The sequence below is a fragment of the Nonomuraea sp. 10N515B genome (genome assembly GCF_052245915.1).
Classification (GTDB): domain Bacteria; phylum Actinomycetota; class Actinomycetes; order Streptosporangiales; family Streptosporangiaceae; genus Nonomuraea.
Genome location: NZ_JBQQBQ010000011.1, coordinates 1 through 16,643, shown reverse-complemented (window position 1 = coordinate 16,643; position 16,643 = coordinate 1). Strand labels below are relative to the sequence as shown.

The 16,643-nt window shown below is 71.7% G+C and carries 17 protein-coding genes; 8 read left to right on the top strand and 9 right to left on the bottom strand.

Annotation, left to right across the window (positions count from 1 at the left end):
* Positions 1-32 precede the first annotated feature (32 nt).
* Genes ACTWQA_RS18170 through ACTWQA_RS18160 form a run of 3 tightly spaced genes read left to right on the top strand, consistent with a single transcriptional unit; the run spans position 33 to position 2,818 of the window.
* Positions 33-965 carry an ROK family glucokinase gene (locus ACTWQA_RS18170; RefSeq protein WP_443160376.1) on the top strand — a complete coding sequence of 311 codons (933 nt, stop codon included), beginning with the start codon at positions 33-35 and terminating at the stop codon, positions 963-965.
* Positions 966-971: 6 nt separating this feature from the next.
* Positions 972-1,667, top strand: coding sequence for an endonuclease/exonuclease/phosphatase family protein (locus tag ACTWQA_RS18165; protein WP_443160375.1), 696 nt, complete (start codon positions 972-974; stop codon positions 1,665-1,667).
* Between the two features lie 38 nt (positions 1,668-1,705).
* The gene (locus ACTWQA_RS18160; protein WP_443160374.1) at positions 1,706-2,818 is read left to right on the top strand and encodes a hypothetical protein; all 1,113 of its coding nucleotides are present in this window, start codon (positions 1,706-1,708) and stop codon (positions 2,816-2,818) included.
* A 21-nt stretch (positions 2,819-2,839) separates the two neighbouring features.
* Here the strand turns inward: ACTWQA_RS18160 and ACTWQA_RS18155 are convergent, their stop codons facing one another.
* Both ACTWQA_RS18155 and ACTWQA_RS18150 read right to left on the bottom strand, forming a co-directional pair.
* Positions 2,840-3,301 (bottom strand): hypothetical protein, encoded by a 462-nt coding sequence (locus ACTWQA_RS18155; protein WP_443160373.1) that lies wholly within the window; start codon positions 3,299-3,301, stop codon positions 2,840-2,842.
* A gap of 46 nt (positions 3,302-3,347) precedes the next feature.
* Positions 3,348-4,106 (bottom strand): alpha/beta hydrolase, encoded by a 759-nt coding sequence (locus tag ACTWQA_RS18150; RefSeq protein WP_443160372.1) that lies wholly within the window; start codon positions 4,104-4,106, stop codon positions 3,348-3,350.
* Positions 4,107-4,275: 169 nt separating this feature from the next.
* Here ACTWQA_RS18150 and ACTWQA_RS18145 point away from each other — a divergent pair, with 169 nt between their 5' ends.
* Positions 4,276-4,980: a lysophospholipid acyltransferase family protein gene (locus tag ACTWQA_RS18145; protein WP_443160371.1), complete on the top strand. Its 705-nt coding sequence runs from the start codon at positions 4,276-4,278 to the stop codon at positions 4,978-4,980.
* Here ACTWQA_RS18145 and ACTWQA_RS18140 read toward each other — a convergent pair.
* On the bottom strand, positions 4,977-5,444 hold the full coding sequence (locus tag ACTWQA_RS18140) for a MarR family winged helix-turn-helix transcriptional regulator (protein ID WP_443160370.1): 468 nt from the start codon (positions 5,442-5,444) through the stop codon (positions 4,977-4,979). The two genes, ACTWQA_RS18145 and ACTWQA_RS18140, sit on opposite strands and share 4 nt — an antisense overlap.
* 91 nt (positions 5,445-5,535) lie before the next feature.
* Between ACTWQA_RS18140 and ACTWQA_RS18135 the strand changes: the two genes are divergently transcribed.
* Positions 5,536-5,964 (top strand): DoxX family protein, encoded by a 429-nt coding sequence (locus tag ACTWQA_RS18135; protein ID WP_443160369.1) that lies wholly within the window; start codon positions 5,536-5,538, stop codon positions 5,962-5,964.
* Positions 5,965-6,061: 97 nt separating this feature from the next.
* Here ACTWQA_RS18135 and mmuM read toward each other — a convergent pair whose 3' ends face one another.
* The 5 genes from mmuM to ACTWQA_RS18110 form a co-directional block, all read right to left on the bottom strand.
* Entirely contained in the window at positions 6,062-6,928 is an 867-nt protein-coding gene (mmuM, locus tag ACTWQA_RS18130; protein ID WP_443160368.1) for a homocysteine S-methyltransferase, read from the bottom strand.
* The gene (otsB, locus tag ACTWQA_RS18125) at positions 6,925-7,758 is read right to left on the bottom strand and encodes a trehalose-phosphatase (RefSeq protein ID WP_443160367.1); all 834 of its coding nucleotides are present in this window, start codon (positions 7,756-7,758) and stop codon (positions 6,925-6,927) included. The genes mmuM and otsB overlap by 4 nt, the downstream gene beginning before the upstream one ends.
* Positions 7,759-7,855: 97 nt before the next feature.
* On the bottom strand, positions 7,856-8,059 hold the full coding sequence (locus tag ACTWQA_RS18120; protein WP_443160366.1) for a hypothetical protein: 204 nt from the start codon (positions 8,057-8,059) through the stop codon (positions 7,856-7,858).
* 445 nt (positions 8,060-8,504) lie between these two features.
* Positions 8,505-10,922: a VIT domain-containing protein gene (locus ACTWQA_RS18115; RefSeq protein WP_443160365.1), complete on the bottom strand. Its 2,418-nt coding sequence runs from the start codon at positions 10,920-10,922 to the stop codon at positions 8,505-8,507.
* Positions 10,919-11,740 carry a helix-turn-helix domain-containing protein gene (locus ACTWQA_RS18110; RefSeq protein ID WP_443160364.1) on the bottom strand — a complete coding sequence of 274 codons (822 nt, stop codon included), beginning with the start codon at positions 11,738-11,740 and terminating at the stop codon, positions 10,919-10,921. The genes ACTWQA_RS18115 and ACTWQA_RS18110 overlap by 4 nt, the downstream gene beginning before the upstream one ends.
* 120 nt (positions 11,741-11,860) lie before the next feature.
* Between ACTWQA_RS18110 and ACTWQA_RS18105 the strand changes: the two genes are divergently transcribed.
* Both ACTWQA_RS18105 and ACTWQA_RS18100 read left to right on the top strand, forming a co-directional pair.
* Positions 11,861-12,328, top strand: coding sequence for a Dps family protein (locus ACTWQA_RS18105; protein ID WP_443160363.1), 468 nt, complete (start codon positions 11,861-11,863; stop codon positions 12,326-12,328).
* A 262-nt stretch (positions 12,329-12,590) separates the two neighbouring features.
* Complete coding sequence (locus tag ACTWQA_RS18100) at positions 12,591-13,613, top strand: alkaline phosphatase PhoX (RefSeq protein ID WP_443160362.1); 1,023 nt, start codon at positions 12,591-12,593, stop codon at positions 13,611-13,613.
* Positions 13,614-13,650: 37 nt separating this feature from the next.
* On the opposite strand, the gene ACTWQA_RS18095 is transcribed toward ACTWQA_RS18100, so the two are convergent.
* A complete protein-coding gene (locus ACTWQA_RS18095; protein WP_443160361.1) occupies positions 13,651-14,244 on the bottom strand; it encodes a TetR/AcrR family transcriptional regulator in 594 nt (197 codons plus the stop codon).
* Positions 14,245-14,337: 93 nt separating this feature from the next.
* Here ACTWQA_RS18095 and ACTWQA_RS18090 point away from each other — a divergent pair, with 93 nt between their 5' ends.
* Complete coding sequence (locus ACTWQA_RS18090; RefSeq protein ID WP_443160360.1) at positions 14,338-16,521, top strand: MMPL family transporter; 2,184 nt, start codon at positions 14,338-14,340, stop codon at positions 16,519-16,521.
* Positions 16,522-16,643 lie beyond the last annotated feature (122 nt).

Sequence of the window (16,643 nt, the reverse complement as noted above, 5' to 3'; positions counted from 1 at the left end):
CTCCCGGGCGATAAGAGGAGTGACACAGGGGCATGCTCACGATCGGTGTCGACATCGGCGGGACCAAGGTCGCCGCGGGTGTGGTCGACGACCAAGGGAAGATCGTCGCCCATACGTTGCGGCCCACCGCCGCCGACCGCCCTGACGTGGTGGCCGAGACGGTGGCTGACGTCGTTCGCGAGCTGTCCGCGGACCGGGAGATCGAGGCCGTCGGGGTGGGCGCGGCCGGGTTCGTCGACGAGACCCGGTCGATGGTGCGCTTCGCGCCCAACCTCGCCTGGCGCGATGAGCCGCTGCAGAAGAAGATCAGCGGCCTGGTCGGCCTGCCGGTCGTGATCGAGAACGACGCCAACGCCATGGCCTGGGGCGAGACCAGGTTCGGCGCCGGGCGCGGCCAGTCCCACGTGGTCTGCATCACGCTCGGCACCGGCATCGGCGGCGGGCTCGTCTTCGACGGCGCGCTCTACCGCGGCCGCTGGGGAGCGGGCGCCGAGTTCGGCCACATGCAGGTCCAGCCCGGCGGGCGGCCGTGCGGCTGCGGCAACGTCGGCTGCTGGGAGCAATATGCCAGCGGCCAGGGCCTCGTCAAGGAGGCCAGGGAATTGGCCGCGGCCCGGCCGGAGCAGGCGGAGATCCTGCTCGGGCTGGCCGGCGGCAAGATCGAGGGCGAGGAGGTCACCGAGGCGGCGCGGCTGGGCGACCAGGTCTCGCTGGCCGCGTTCGCCGCCTTTGCCGACTGGCTCGGCCAGGGGATGGCCGACCTGGCGGCCGTGCTCGACCCCGGCTGCTTCATCGTCGGCGGCGGCTTCTCCATGGCCGCCGACCTGTTCATCGACCAGGCCCGCGTGACCTACGCCGAGCGGCTCACCGGGCACGGGCACCGGCCGCTCGCCGAGATCAGGCTGGCCGAGCTCGGCGCCTCGGCCGGGGTGGTGGGCGCCGCCGACCTGGCCAGGCTGCGCTAGGGCCGCGTGACGATCAGGGTCGGCACCTACAACGTGCACGGGCTGCGCGACAGCGCGCCCGCGCTGACCAGGGTCATCACCGCCATGCGCGCCGACGTGCTGTGCGTGCAGGAGGCCCCCAGGTTCTACCGCTGGCGGGCCAGACGCCGGGCGCTGGCCGCCGCCGCGGGGCTGCGCCTGGCCACCCCCGGCAGGCTCGGCGGCGTGGCCGTGCTCGTCGGCCGGCGCGTCCGGGTGCTGCGGGCCGAGAGCCACGCGCTGCGGGCCTTCCTCGGACTGGAGCTACGCGGGTTGGCCGTGGCCGTCGTCGAGGCCGACGGGGCGCGGCTGGCCGTCGGCTCGCTCCACCTCGACCTCAACGACCCGGCCAGGGTGCACCACGCGGCCGAGGCGGTGGCGCTGATGGAGCGGGCGGCCGCCCCGTTCGGCGCGGCGATCGTGCTCGGCGGCGACGTCAACGAGCAGCCGCACCAGCCGGCCTGGCGGTATCTGGCCGGGCGGCTGGCCGACTGCTACGCGGTGGCGCCCAAGGGCGACGGGCTGACGTTCCCGGCGGCGCGGCCCGCCGTACGCATCGACGGGGTGTTCGCCGCGCGCGAGGCGCGTGTGGTGTCGTGCGGGGGAGTGGACGCCGAGATCGCCGATCTGGCCGGGGCCAGTGACCATCTTCCTGTTATCGCAGAGTTGCGACTTGGGCACTAAAGGGCAAGAGGGGCCGGTCAGCCCGTAGCATTTGCACCATGACTCGTCGCTCTCAGCGGCGTGCGCTCTCCTTGATCTTGGCGACGTCCGTGGCCTTGCCGCAGGTCACGCTCGCCGCGCATGCCGATCCTCGCCGCCCCACCACGATCGAGGCGTGGCAGCAGTCGACCAGCGTGCGCCTGCAGGCCGACGGCTCGCTCTCCGACGTGCTGGCGCTGTCCTCCAGCGACGTCTGGGCGGTCGGGCAGCAGGAGATCTGGGACGTGTGGAAGAACCGTGGCACCATCCGCCACTGGAACGGCGCCCGGTGGACCGAGGTGGCCATCCGCGACGCCACGGCCGCGGGCAACCTGCGCAGCCTGGCCGCCGCCGGGTCGTCCGACGTGTGGGCGGTCGGCGACGGGCACGACGGGCTGCCCTACCTCGCGCACGGCGACCTGGCCGGATTCGACCGGGTCAGGCCGCCGGGGCTGCGGGCCGGCGACTGGCTCGCCGGCGTCGACGCCAAGCAGGGCAAGGTGGTGGCGGTCGGCAGCCGCGACAAGCAGGGGCTCATCCTCACCGGGCAGGGCAACACCTGGAGCGCCCAGCAGACCAAGGAAGAAGGCGCTCTCTACGCGGTGGCGGGCGGGTTCGCCGTCGGCGACACCGGCACCGAGCCGCTGGTCGTGCACTACTCGGGTGGCTCGTGGAAGTCGATGCCGCTGCCCTCCATCCCCGGCGGCTACCTGCGCGACGTCCAGGCCGACAGCGCCAAGCGGGCGGTGGCCGTCGGCGGCGTCTACCGGGGCCCGGGCGACATCTCCCCGCTCGTGCTCACCTGGAACGGCAAGCGGTGGAAGCAGCTGGCGCTGCCCGAGTCAGACGCCCGCCTCTACGGCGTGACCGGCGACGGCAAGGGCCGCTACTGGATGGCCGGCTATGACCCGGCGCGGGCGGCCGAGCCGTTCATGATGCGCTGCGAGAAGGCCGCGTGCGAGATCATCCGCGGCGAGGCCGAGCGGGGCAGGAGCACCGTGCGTCTGCAGGCCGTGGCCTATCTCGCGGGCAAGAGCACGGTGTGGGCGGTCGGGCACGCGGTCGACACCCGCGACCGCTACACCGACGTCGTGGAGTCGTTCGCACCCAAGGCGATGGAGGGCAAGTCCTAAAGGGGCGATGGAGAGCGGGTCCTAAAGGACCGCGCCGTCGTCCCAGCCGGAGTCGTTCGGCGGGCCGTCGCCCATGCGCACCACCAGGGCCACGAACCCGCCGATGAACGCCGCCACCGCCGTGAACAGCGCCCACCCGTCCATCTGCCAGCTCGCCATCGCCGCGACCAGGAGGTAGGCCGGGCCGCCGAACAGCGCCACCCACGCCAGCTTGGCCGGCAGGTCGAGCTTCGGCAACGGCGGGGGCGGAGGCGGCACGAAGTGCCCCTCCCCTTCTTCTTCCTCGTCGTCGTCCTGCTTGTCCTCGGGCTCGTCGAGATCCTCCTCGAGCTCCTCCGAGGGCTTGACCACCCGCCGGGTGGGCTCAGCAGGGACGTTTTCGCTGTCCGGCCATGGCTGGTCGGCCGAGTCGCGCTCGGCTGTGTCGTTGAAGGACGCGACGATCTGCCGCCAGACCTCGTCCTCGTCACTCTGGGGCGTCACCTAGATGGGCCTCTCCGCAGCGATCGCGACTTCCCCCTGGGTGCGATCAGTCCCTCTGCAAGGGTACCGAGGCATGTGTCCGGATGAAGTCGAGGCTACCGGCAAAGATCCTGTCGGCATCATTGTCGAGCGTCGCAACATGGTAGCTATCGGTAAGCTCCTCGATCGTGGCCTGCGGGACCCTTTGGCGAATGATCGCCACACTCGTCGGCTTCACCACATGGTCGTCCACGCTATGGAAGACCAGCAGCGGCTGCGTCACCTTCACCAGGTCGGCCTGCACCAGCGACCACAGTCCCGGCAGCGACGCGGCCGCCTTCACCGGGGTGCGGGAGTAGGCCAGCTCGGTCACGCCGGGCTTCTTGACGTCATTGGCGACGCCGGGCACGGACGGCACGAACCACTTCAGCAGCGGCGCCAGCTTCATCAGCGGCACGTCGTTGGCGATGGACGGGTTGACCAGCACCAGGCCCCTGATCGCCGGGCCGTGCACCTCGGCCAGCCGCAGCGCCAGGCAGCCGCCCAGCGACAACCCCGCCACGAACACGTCCGCACAGCGGCCCTGCAGGTCCGCGAACGCCTTCTCCACCTCGGCGTACCAGTCCTCCCACCGCGTGCGGTTCATCTCCTGCCATCTGGTGCCGTGCCCCGGCTGGCGGGGCAGCGAAACGCTGACCCCGTGCCCGGCCAGGAACTGGCCCCAGGGTCGTAACGATTGCGGGGTGCCCGTGAACCCATGGCAGAGCAGCACGCCGACCTCGCCTGCGTCATGGTTGTAGGGCTCCGCGCCTGGCATGAGCGGCATAACAGCTCCTCCATGCGATTTCATTCCGGGGGACCGGGGCGTTCATCCAGGAACGGCCCGATCGTCGCACGTTCAGGGGTGATTGTGCGAGCGCTGGTGTAGGAGCATGGCCGTCGAGATGGGAAGATGACTCTGCCTGCCGACGACGTGCTGGAGAAGAGGTGCCGCGGTGTTCTACTGGGTGGTCAAGGCCATCTTGGGGCCGATCCTCCACCTTGTGTTCAGGCCGTGGACGGAGGGCGCGGAAAACGTGCCGAAGGAAGGGCCGGCGATCCTGGCCGGCAACCACCTGTCGTTCGCCGATCATTTCTTCGGCCCGCTCCAGCTGCGCCGCAAGGTCATCTCGCTCGGCAAGTCCGACTACTTCACCGGCCGCGGCGTGAAGGGCTTCTTCACCCGGCTGTTCTTCAGCGGCGTCGGCACCGTGCCGATCGACCGCTCCGGGGGCAAGGCCAGCGAGGCGGCGCTCCGCACCGGCCTGCGCATCCTGCGCGAGGGCAACGTCCTGGGCATCTACCCGGAGGGCACCCGCTCGCCCGACGGCCGGCTCTACAAGGGCAAGACCGGTGTGGCCCGGCTGGCCCTGGAGTCGCGGGCCCCGGTCATCCCGTGGGCGATGATCAACACGTACGAGATGATGCCGCCGGGGCGGGTGTTCCCCAAGCTCGGGATCCGGCCGGGCGTCCGGTTCGGCAAGCCGCTCGACTTCTCCCGCTACTACGGGATGGAGGACGACCGCCTGGTGCTGCGCGCGGTGACCGACGAGATCATGTATGCGCTGATGGAGCTGTCCGAGCAGGAATACGTCGACAAATACGCCGCCAGCGCCCGTGTCGAGATGGAGCGCGCCGCCCGCGCCGCCGCCAGGGACTAGCGGCCGTCCGAGGAGCGTAGTGCCTCCTCCGTCTTCCGCAGGGCGGCCGTCATCGTGTGCAGCTCCTCCCGGCTGAGCCGGTCGATCAGATATCTCCTGACGACCTCCACGTGCCCCGGCGCCACCCGCTCCAGGCACCGCAGGCCCGCCTCGGTGATCACCGCCAGCACACCGCGCTCGTCCGACGGACACGTGGCACGCTCCACCAGCCCCGCCTTCTCCAGCTGAGTGATCTGGTACGTCAGCGCGCTCTTCGACACCACGACACCCTTGGCCAGCTCCGTCATCCGCTCCTGGCGGCCGGGGGCCTCGGCGAGCCGCACCAGGATCTCGAACTGCGGGTGCGTCAGCCCCGCCGCGGCCTTGAGCTGCTCTTCAATGCGCCTGTCGAGCAAGTGGGAAGTCGACAGGAAGGCGCGCCAGGCCGCCATCTCCATCGAGTCGAGCCATCGGGGTTCCGTCACCGGCACAGTCTACCGCGTTTGTTCAGATTTTAACTTTCCCTGCTACAGTGCTCTCGTTCAAAACTGAACAACTATCTCACTAGGAGGTCGCATGGTCGACCAGGCCCGTCCCGTCGTCCTGCTGCTCGCGAGAATCGCCCTCGGGGTGATCTTCCTCGTGCACGGCTACCAGAAGTTCGCGACCATGGGCATCGCGGGCACGACCAAGTTCTTCGAGTCCATCGGCATCCCGCTGGCCGGCGTGGCCGCTCCGGCCGTCGCGGTGCTGGAGGTGGCCGGCGGCCTGGCGCTGATCCTCGGCGCCGCGCTGCCGATCGTCGGCACGCTGCTGGCCCTCGACATGATCGGCGCGATCGTCTTCGTCCACGCCGCCAACGGCTTCGGCGCCGCCGAAGGTGGCTATGAGCTCGTCCTGGCGCTGGCCGCGGCGAGCCTGGCCATCGGCTTCACCGGCGGCGGCGCGCTGGCGCTCGACCGCGTCTTCGGCCGCCGCCGCACCGCCGAGTCGGTCTCCGTCTGACTTCGGCCGCCGAGGACCCCGCGCACCCGCTTCCAGAGCCAGGCGTGCGCGGGGTCGGCGTCGTAGGCCGGTCCCTCGGACCGGCCCCGGCTGCGTCCTACGACAGATGGGCGCGGATCTGCGTGATGTGCTCGGGAGTCGTCCGGCAGCAGCCGCCGATCAGCGACGCGCCCGCCAGCTGCCACTCCTTGGCGGCCTGCCCGAACTCCACCGGATCGGCCAGGCCCAGCCAGCGCCGATGCCCGGCGTCCCAGCTCTCACCCGAGTTGGGGTAGACCACGACGGGCAGCCCGCCGGACAGGCACGCGATGAGCCCGGGGATGTGGCGGGGCGCCGTGCAATTCGCGCCGACGGCCACCACCTGCGGATTCCCGCTGAACAGGGCGGCCGCCTCACGGATCGGCGTGCCGTCGTTGAGCCGCTCGCCGTCCCGGCAGGAGAAGCTCACCCACGCCTTGACCCCCGGCGTGCGCTCCAGCAGCCTGGCCAGAGCCCGCGCCTCCAGATAGGACGGAATCGTCTCGCAGGCCAGCAGGTCGGCGCCGGCCGTGGCCAGGATCTCCCAGCGCGGCAGGTGCCAGGAGTAGAGGCCGTCCTCGTCGAGGTCGTAGTCGCCGGTGTATTCAGCGCCGTTGGCCAGGAACGCGCCGTACGGGCCGACCGAGGCCGCCACCAGCCCGCGGCCGGCCTGGTCGCGCGCCTGCCCGGCCAGCACCACCGACAGCCTGATCAGCGCCTCCGCCTGTGCCGCTCCCAGGCCGCGCCGCATGAAGCCCGGGATCGTGGCCTGGTAGCTCGCGGTGATGGCCACGTCGGCCCCCGCGGTGAAGTAGTCGGCGTGCGCCTGCCGGATCAGCTCCGGCTGCTCCAGCAGCAACCGCGCCGACCAGAGGTCGTCGCTGAGGTCGGCGCCGAGCCGTTCGAGGTGGGTGGACAGGCCCCCGTCCAGGACAAGTGTGGTCACCCATCCAGGGTAAGAGCAGGCGGAGGATGGCCGGGAAAGGCGCTGATCACCTGCTCGAGCAGGACCGGCGCGTCTTCGGGGGAGTCCAGCGTGAAGTCGGCCCGGCGCGCCAGCTCGTCGCCCGTCTCCCGGTTGGCCACCGCGACCCGGACGCCCATGAACCCGGGATCCCGCTCCTCCCTGCAGCGCAACGCGTCGAACGCGCGGCCGTCGGAGATGTCGTCGCCGAAATACCAGGCGCGGGTCAGCGTCTCCGCCTCCTGGGCGATGACCGTACCCTTGTCGCACTCCACCGGCGGCCGGAGCTCCACCACCATGCGGCCGTGCTGCTCGCGCAGGCCCAGCTCCGCCGCCTTGCCCGAGGCCCACCGCTCCACCGCGCCACGCAGCGCCGGGACCGCGCGGTAGTGCAGCGACACCACCAGCGCCTTGTCCTCGATCAGGACCTCGCCCGGCAGATCGCGGGCGGCGTCCGCGGCCAACCGGCGCATGATCGGGGCCCACGGCTCGGCCGCCGCATCGGTGTGCACCCGGCCGTCGACGACGGTCTGCATCCCGTAGAGGCCGAACAGGGCGACCTGCGGCGCGCGCGAGAACCGCTCGCACAGGAACGCGGCCGGGCGGGCCGAGACCACGGCGACCCTGCCGACCAGGCTCGTCAGCGCCTGCAAGCGCTCCACCGCCCCCGGAACGGGGAGCACGGCGCCGGGATCTCGCATGATCGGGGCGATCGTGCCGTCGAAGTCGAAGAAGAAGCCGGATTTCCTGCTCTCGGAAACGGTGGCCGACACTGCTTCGGCGAAGCGGAGCGGGGCGCGAGGGGTCGCCATGGTCGTGACGATAGAACAGCCTGACCGGCTCGGATAGACGCTCGTCCGATATTCGGCCGCGGTTCAGACGGCGGCTTCGCGGGCGAGGGCGGGGTCGTCATTCAGCGCCCAGCCCTGCCTGGCCGGCGTGCAGCGGCACCCGGCCGTCCGTGATCCGGCGTACCAGCCAGGTGGCCACGCGTGCCGGCACGTCACGCACCGTCGCGTCGGTGAGCCGGTCGTCGAGGTCGCGCACGGTCGCGGCCAGCGTGCGCAGCAGCCGCGCCGCGACGGACGGCTCGGTGGCGACGAGCTCGAGCACCGCCGTACGCGGCCCGCCTTCACCCGGCCGCCGAGCAACACGATCAGCTGATCGGCCGGGTCGCCCTCGGTGACCTGCCCGGCCGGATAGCGCCTGCGCCGGGTCAGGGCCGCCAGCGCCCGCAGCCGCTCCTCGCCAAGCCCACCCAACATCGGCAGATCGGCCAGCGTATACGTCATGTATCCCCGTATACACCCCGCCGGTGCCCCGCGATGCAGAGCGAGGGCCCCATCGCCCCCTAGCGTGCGGGGACATGGCGAGATACGTGTTGCAACTGGCCTTCGACGGCGACCCACGACGGCTCACGGCCCGCCCCGCACACCGGGAGCACCTGCGGCGGCTCAAGGAGGAGGGGCGGCTGGTGAGCGCCGGGCCGTGGGCGGACGACAGCGGGGCGCTGCAGCCCCGGCCCCGCCCGATGCCTGGGCAGGGCCGGAGCGGGCGGTCAGTGACGCTTCCAGAAGGGCGTGCGACGGTCGCCGCCGGGCAGCGGGCCACCGGGATGCCCACCACCGGGTTGCCCGCCCTCGTCGCCGAGGTGTCCGCGGCCCGGCGTGGGTCGGGGCGGCGGTGCGGAGCCGCCGATCAGGGCCCTGAGGACCGCGATGGCGTGGTCGTGCAGCGCCTGGGCGTCAGCGCCCGGCCGCTCGGCCGCTTCCAGCTCGCGAGCCAGCCTCACCAGCTGCTCGTCGCCGCCCAGGTATTCCGCGAGCGCCGCCAGCCGCGACCCCAGGTCGGCCAGGTACAGCAGATCGGGCGCAGGCAGCGCCGTGAGCCGATCCAGCTCGGCCACCAGCTGCGGCCGGACCGACTCCAGCCGGCCCGCGGGACGCGGCCCCGGAGCGAACCTCGGCCCGCCCCCGAGCCGCCCAGGCTGACTGGGCCGGGGACCGGGCTTGGGCCCGCCGCCACGGGCCAGGAACCCCTCGTCGTCACCGGCCATCTCGGCGGCGCCGAACCCAGGCTCAGGCCGCCGCATCCGCGGCGCGGCCGCGGGCATGGCCATCATCGCGGCGTGCGCTGTGAAGCCGCCGCCCATCATCGGCGCGGCCTGCGGCGGCTCCCAGCCGCTCGGCGGCTCGACCGGCTGGATGACGCGGTGCTCGGGCCCGCCGTCGGCGACCTGCCTGGTGTCGACCGCCACGTACGCGGTGAAGCGGCAGAGCACGCCGTGCTCGAGCGACGTGCGGACGATGCGCGACTCCAGCTCGTGCTCGCCCATGGCATAACGGTCCTCGAGCTCCCGCAGGTGCGCGCGGGCCCACACGGCGCGGACGGCCGGATTGTCGACTGTGACGCCCGTGACCTGCTCCTCCCACGGGCCGCCGGTGGCCATCCCGCGTACGGTCACCGAGGACCCTTCGCGGTAGCGCCCGTACACGCGCAGCGGGACACCCGGGAAGATCGACCCGAGATGCGTGACCGTACCGGGCTCTACCTCCAGCCCCTTGAGCGAGAGGTCGGTCACCAGGGGCGCGCCGATCCTGCGGTGGATGTGGTCCATGGCCGCGTCGAGCCGGTCCTCCGACTCGACCAGCTCACACCGGCCCGCGCCGAGCCCGGCGAGCCTGCCGAGGAAGCCGGCGTTCACGGCACGGTCGATGCCGACCGTGTGCACGCGCATGGCCGACAGCGCGCCGCCCGCCTGCTCCAGGATCTGGTCCTCGTTGCCCACCTGGCCGTCGGTGACCAGCACCACGACCCGCTCCCGCTCGGCCGGGGCGCCCAGCAGGGCGATGGCCTGGCGCAGCGGCTCGAGCAGCTCGGTGCCGCCGCGGGCGTCGACCCGGGCGAGGTGCTCCACGGCGCGGTACCGGTTGCGGTCCGACGCCTCCACGAGCCCCTCGAACGCCCGCTCCACCACTGAGTCGAACGTCAGCACCGCGAAGCGGTCCTGCGGTGTCAGCGTGTCGACGATGCGCGCGGCGGCCCGGCGCGCGGCCACCATCTTCCAGCCGCCCATGCTGCCCGAGCGGTCGAGCAGCACCACCAGATCCCGCGGCGTGCGCGTGGCCTGCAGCGGCGGCGGCACGACGGTGAGCGCGAACGTCCCCCCTTGCCCGGCCGGGCTGTCGAGCTGCAACGATGTGGAGGCGTCGAACGACATCCGCAGGATGAAGTCCCGGTCCAGCCGCTCTCCCGGACGCAGCCGCACCGTGTGGCCCTCCTCCTCGACCACGTGCAGGCTGGAGGCCAGCTCACGCAGCTCCAGACCGGCGGCGTCCACGGTCGCGGCGAGCGACAGGCGCACCGGGTTGGGGAAGCCGGGCAGCAGCACGGGCGGGCTGATCCTGGACGCGTCCGGCACGGCGTCGGTGTCGGGCACGACGCCGTCACCCGCGGGCCGGCCGTCGATGGGCGTGCCCGGGATGTAACGCGGCGCCACCACCAGCGGGAAGCGGAACGTGGCCGCCCCGTCCTCGTACGGCAGCGGCTGGCTCATCGTCAGCCTGACCGAGACCTGCTCGCCGGGCAGGATGTTGCCCACCCGGATCGTGAACACGTCCGGCCGGTCCTCCTCGGCGATGGCGGCCCGCCTGCCCTCTCGCAGGGCGCGGTCGTAGTCCGCCCTGGCCTGGCCGCGCTCCTTCAGCACGCCCTCGACCACCCGGTCGTCGGCCTCCATCCGGAACGCGGTCACGGCCGCCCGGTCGGGCAGCGGGAAGACGTACGTGGCCTCCAGCGTGACGTCGAACGGGTTCCTGAACCCCTGCGTGACCTCGACCCCGGCGATGAGGCCCGAGATGTCCGCGCTCACGTCCACGCTCTCCAGCGGCAGGTTGCCGCGCTCGGTCAGCAGCGCGCCGAACCCGGCGTCCGGCACCGGCAGGCACCGGGCGGGCTCCAACGAAGTGATCTTCATATCAGCTCCCTTTCTTCGAGCACCGCGAGCAGCGGTCCCGCCGCCGCCAGCACCGCCTGAACGTCCTCCTCGGACAGGGCGCGCCCGCCATCCAGCACCAGCCTCACCCCATCACCCAACCTGACCCCGGCGACCACCGCCCCGGCGCCGCCGCGCCCCTCCGCTCCCGTCCGCCGCCCGGCCACGTCGGCGCGCTCTCCCGTCCGCCACCCGGACATCCCGGGACGCGTTCGCCTCGAGGATTGCCTCTCAACATCGGGATTACCTGCCGCCTCGACGCCCACGCGGCCGTGGGGCAGGGCGAGATCTGCACCGCTGCCGGGCATGACGGCATCCGCACCGCTGCCGGGCATGACGGCGCCGGCGCTCCCCTGGCCGGGCGCGGCGGCATAGGGCGGCGCCTCGGCTGCACGATGCACGCCGTCCCCGTCGGGCCGCTCGGTCCAGAACCGCTCGCGCCCCGCTTCGTCACGAACTGAGCCGTCCGCGTCCTCCAGACCCATGGCACGCGCAGCACTCGCCGTGTCCTCGAGCATCCGATCCGTGGCGCCCGCCAGGGCCGCCTGGATCTCGGCGATCGAGTGGCCGGCCGCCTGCAGTCGCTTGATGGCCAGCAGTTGCAGCAGGTGCCGCCGTCCGTACTGGGCGATCCGGCCGCGTCGGGTCAGGGGCGGGTCGACGAGGCCGATGGTCGTATACCACCTGATCAGCCGCTCTCCTGGCACGTCACGGACCCGGCCGTTGGCCGGCGCGGCGCCGGCGCGCAGCGCGCGGGCCGCGTGCTCGGCCAGCTCGCCGATGGTCCAGGTGTCGCTCATACCTCCACAATGACACTGTCATTATTACAGTGTCAACGTTAAGGGCTCGGAAGTTTGGGCATGAGGATGCCTATACGGAAATAAGCGGACAAAGCTCATCGAACGGGGAGGAATTACAACATGGCGAAGATCACTGGTCCGCTATCGGGAGACGCCAAGAACACGGTCACGGACGCCCTGCAGGGCGCCCTGGTCGATCTCATAGACCTGTCACTGGTCGCCAAGCAGGCACACTGGAACCTGATCGGCTCGCACTTCCGCTCCATCCACCTCCAGCTCGACAAGGTCACGGACATGGCGCGGACGCACATGGACACCATCGCCGAGCGTGCGGTCGCCCTCGGGGCCAACCCGGACGGCCGGGCCGCCACGGTCGCCAAGTCGACCAAGCTCGCGCAGCTGGAGAGCGGCTGGGTGGAGGACGGAAAGGTCCTCGCGACGATCATCGACGTCCTGGACGGCATCAGCAGGCGCATGCACGAGCGTGTCCGGGCCACCGACCAGCCCGACCCGGTCAGCCAGGACCTGCTCATCTCCGTGGCGCAGGACATCGACAAGCAGCACTGGATGTTCCAGGCCATGAGGTGACCAAGGCACGACGGGAGTCCGGGAGCCGCATCGGCCCCGGGCTTTCGTATGCCGTAAGCGGCACGCGGTCAGGTGATCGGACCGCTCGACGAGGAGTCGCTCCCGCACGCCGTACGGCTGACCCGGCAGGAAGGGGCAACGTCACCGCAACCTGATGATCGCGGGACGGGCCCATGGGGTTTGCGCAGAGTTTGATGTCGCGAGTCCCTCCCATTCATGTCGGTGCGGTCGACTAGCGTGGCACCTAGAGGGAGGCCCCACGATGTCCCACAAGACTCTCCTCCGCACGGGCCCGCTCTTGCCGGGCGGCGCCAGCCCCTACGGACCGCTCGGCCTGCCGGGCGCCGGCGGACTCGCGCTGCCCTCGGGGTTCACCGGCCGGGTCGTGGCCCGCTCGGGTCACAAGATCGCCGGCCTCACCTGGCACGCGGCGCCCGACGGCGGCGCCTGCTTCCCCGACGGCGACGGCTGGATCTACGTGTCCAACTCCGAGCTGCCCCTGCTCGGCGGCGCCTCCGCGCTGCGGTTCCGCGCCGACGGCAGCGTCGGCGACGCCTACCGCATCCTGTCGGGCACCGACCTCAACTGCGCGGGTGGCGCCACGCCCTGGCACAGCTGGTTGTCGTGCGAGCTCGGCCACCGCGGCCGTGTCTTCGAGTGCGACCCCTACGGCGCCCGCGCCGCCCGCCCGCGCCTGTCCATGGGCCGCTTCAAACACGAGGCCGCGGCCTGCGACCCCGAGCGCGCCGTGGTCTACATGACCGAGGACGAGCCCGACGGCTGCTTCTATCGGTTCAGGCCGGGCGACTGGGGCGATCTGACCGAGGGCACGCTGGAGGTGCTGTGCTCCTCCGGTCGCTGGCGGGTGGTGCCGTCGCCGGCGGCGCTGCTCCAGGAGACCCGCCACCAGGTCGAGGACGCCCGCCACTTCGACGGCGGCGATGCCTGCCACTACGCGGGCGGGGTCTGCTACTTCACCACCAAGGGCGACACGGGCCTGTGGGCCTATGACGCGCAGACCTCCACACTCGACCGGCTCTGCGAGGGCGTGCGCGCCATCACCGCCGCGCCGTCCGGCGACCTCTATGTCGCCAGGGAGACGATGCAGATCGACGTCATCGCGCCGGACCGCGCGGTCACGCCGTTCCTCCGGCTGGAGGGGCACGAGGGGGCCGAGCTGACCGGGCTGGCGTTCTCGCCGCGCGGCGACCGGCTCTACTTCTCGGCCAGGCGCGGCCGCGCGGAGGGCCACACATTCGAAGTGACGGGCCCCTTCCGCGGCTAGCTCGGGGAGGGCCACACGTAACCGGCGCCTCCCGCGGCTAGGTCAAATAGCGGACGAGCATGAGCTTGAGCTCGTCCACCAGTTCGGCGCTGTGCTCGGGTGTGGCCGTGGTGATCATCGGCATCACCGTCTTCACCATGGACAACACCATCGTGCCCATGAGCCGGGCCCGGTCCTCGGCGAGCTCGGGCCTGAGACGGCGCAGCATGGCCGCGAGCTGCCGGGAGATGTCCTCGTGCAGCCGCTGTGAGGCCGCGGCGAACCGGTCGCCGGTGGCGGATCCGTACAGCAGCGACCAGTAGGCCGGTGAGCGGCTCTTGAACCGCACGCTCTCGTCCACGAGCTGCCCGACCAGCACCTCCAGCGGGACGTCCGGCGTGACCTCGGCCAGGCGGGCGGCCCAGAACTCCTGGCGGTCGTCGGTGTAGCGGGACACCAGCCCGTCCAGGATCTCCTCCTTGTTGCGGAAGAACTGATACAGCGACCCCGGCGACATCCCCGCCCGCGCGGCGACCTGGTTCGTCGTCAGGTCCGGGAAGCCGACCTCGGCGATCACCAGCTCGGCGGCGTCGAGGATCTCCTCCATGCGCTTCAGGCCGCGCGCCTGCCGGCGCACCGTGCGTTCAGCCATGCGGCACCTCGTTGACAAATGCGAGCATTTACTTGTATTTCTGGTTGGGAACAGCAAACACGAGTAGTTTACCGAGTTTTGATCGGAGTTCCCATGACGGTGGACACGCGCCTGCGGCCCGCCGCCGCGGCGACCACGGGCCCGCCGCTGCGCAGGCTCGGCTTCCTCCTGGTACGCCGCCGCAGGCTTGTCCTCACGCTGGCCCTGCTCGGACTGATCGCCGCCGGAGTCCTCGCCGCGGGCGCGGTGCCCCGGCTGTCGCTGGCCAGATTCGAGGCCCCGGGCTCGGAGTCCGACCGGGCGCAGGCCGAGCTGGCCGAGCGGTTCGGCACGGGAAGCCCCGACATGATCTTCCTGGTGACCGCGAAGAGCGGCACGGTGGACGATCCGGCCATCGAGGCTGCGGGCAGGGAGCTGACCGCCCGGGTCGGACGCGAGGCCGACGTCGCCGAGGCGGCCTCGTACTGGACTCGCGGCAAGCCGGCCACGATGCGCAGTGAGGACGGCAGGCACGCGCTGATCGTCGTCCGCATTCCGGGGGACGCCGATCATGTGCGGGCGCGGGTGCTGCCCAGGCTGGTCCCCGAGATCACCCGGGGCACGGACCTGCTGCGGGTGCGGGCCGGGGGAGGGGAGGAGGTCTTCCGCGAGACCGTGCCGCTGGCCAGGCAGGACTTCGTCCGGGCCGAGCTCGTCATCTTCCCGCTGGCGTTCGTGCTGCTCTGGCTCTACCAGCGGCGCGCGATGGCGGCCCTGGTGCCGATCCTGGCCGGGCTGTTCGCGATGGTGATCGGACTGGCCCTCCTGAGTGCCGTCCTGACATTCACCGAGATTTCGACGTTCGCCCTGAACCTCACCCTGGCCATGGGGCTCGGCCTCGGCATCGACTACTGCCTGTTCGTGATCCAGCGCTTCCGCGAGGAGACACGAAACGGCAAGGACCGGGCGGCGGCCGTCGCCGGGGCGGTCGAGCACGCGGGCCGGACGGTGTTGTTCAGCGGCGCGACCGTGGCCGCGTCGCTCGCGGTGTTGTTCGCGCTGCCGTTCGACTTCCTGCGCTCCTTCGCCTACTCCGGCATCGCCGTCGTCATCGGCGGCCTGGTCGCGGCGGTGCTGGTGCTGCCTGCCGTGCTCGCCTCCATCGGCGGCACGATGCTGCCCAAGCGGGAGCGGCCGGAGCGGGCGGCGGGATTCTGGCATGCGCTGGCCACCCGCGTGATGCGCCGGCCGCTGGTGTTCGGGGGAGTGGCGACCGCGCTGCTGCTGGTGCTCGCCTCGCCGTTCCTGGGCCTGCGCTTCGGTGTGGCCGACGACCGCATCCTGCCGCTGGAGGCGCCCTCCCGGCAGACTCAGGAGGTCATCCGCCAGGAGTTCCCCGCTGAGGAGACCGACGCCATCCAGCTGGTCTCGCGTGAGGCCGCGGTGGGCGAGGTCACGGCGTACGCGGCGAGCCTGTCCAGGCTGCCCGGCGTGGCCCAGGTCGACTCCGCCGCCGGGTCGTTCGCGAACGGCCAGCGGGTGGGCGACGGGGACCCGTCCAGGTTCCAGGGGGAGGGCACGTGGCTGTCGGTGGTCCCGTCCGCCGCGGCGCTGGCCGACGACCCTGTACGGCTCGTCGAGGCCGTCCGCGCGGTGGAAGCGCCCTTCGGCGTGCTGGTCGGCGGCTACCCCGCCGAGCTGTCCGACTACCGCGCCTCGGTCGTGGACCGGCTGCCGCTGGTGCTCGCGCTCATGCTGGGCGTGACGTTCGTCGTCCTGCTCCTCATGACGCGCAGTCTGATCCTTCCGATCAAGGCGACCCTGTTGAACGTCCTCAGCCTCGGCGTCATGTTCGGCGCCATCGTCTGGATCTTCCAGGACGGCAACCTGTCAGGCCTGCTCGGCTTCACCCCGACGGGCACGCTCGACCCGAGCATCCCCATCCTCATGCTCTGCGTGGCCTACGGCCTGTCCATGGACTACGAGGTGTTCCTGCTGTCGCGCATCAAGGAGGAGTACGACAGGACCGGCGACACCGAGGAGGCCGTGGCCACCGGCCTGCAGCGGGGCGCGCCCCTGATCACGGCGGCCGGCGGCATCCTGGCGCTCACCTTCGCCGCGTACGCCACCGCGCAGGTGACGTTCGTGCAGATGCTGGGCGTCGGCATGGCCGTGGCCGTGCTGGTGGACGCCACCGTGATCAGGGCGGTGCTCGTGCCGGCTCTCATGCGCCTGGCCGGACCCCTCAACTGGTGGCCCGAGAGGTCTCGGCGCGGCGAAAGCGGTGTGGCCGGCTAGAAGGCTTAGCCGCCCGGAGGCGGTCATGGTGAGCCGGAGTTTGTTCGAATGAGCTCGAACGGGCTGGTTTAGGCGGGGTTTAGGCGGCGAGGCCTGCCTGTTGGGCGAGGTCGTCGATCGCG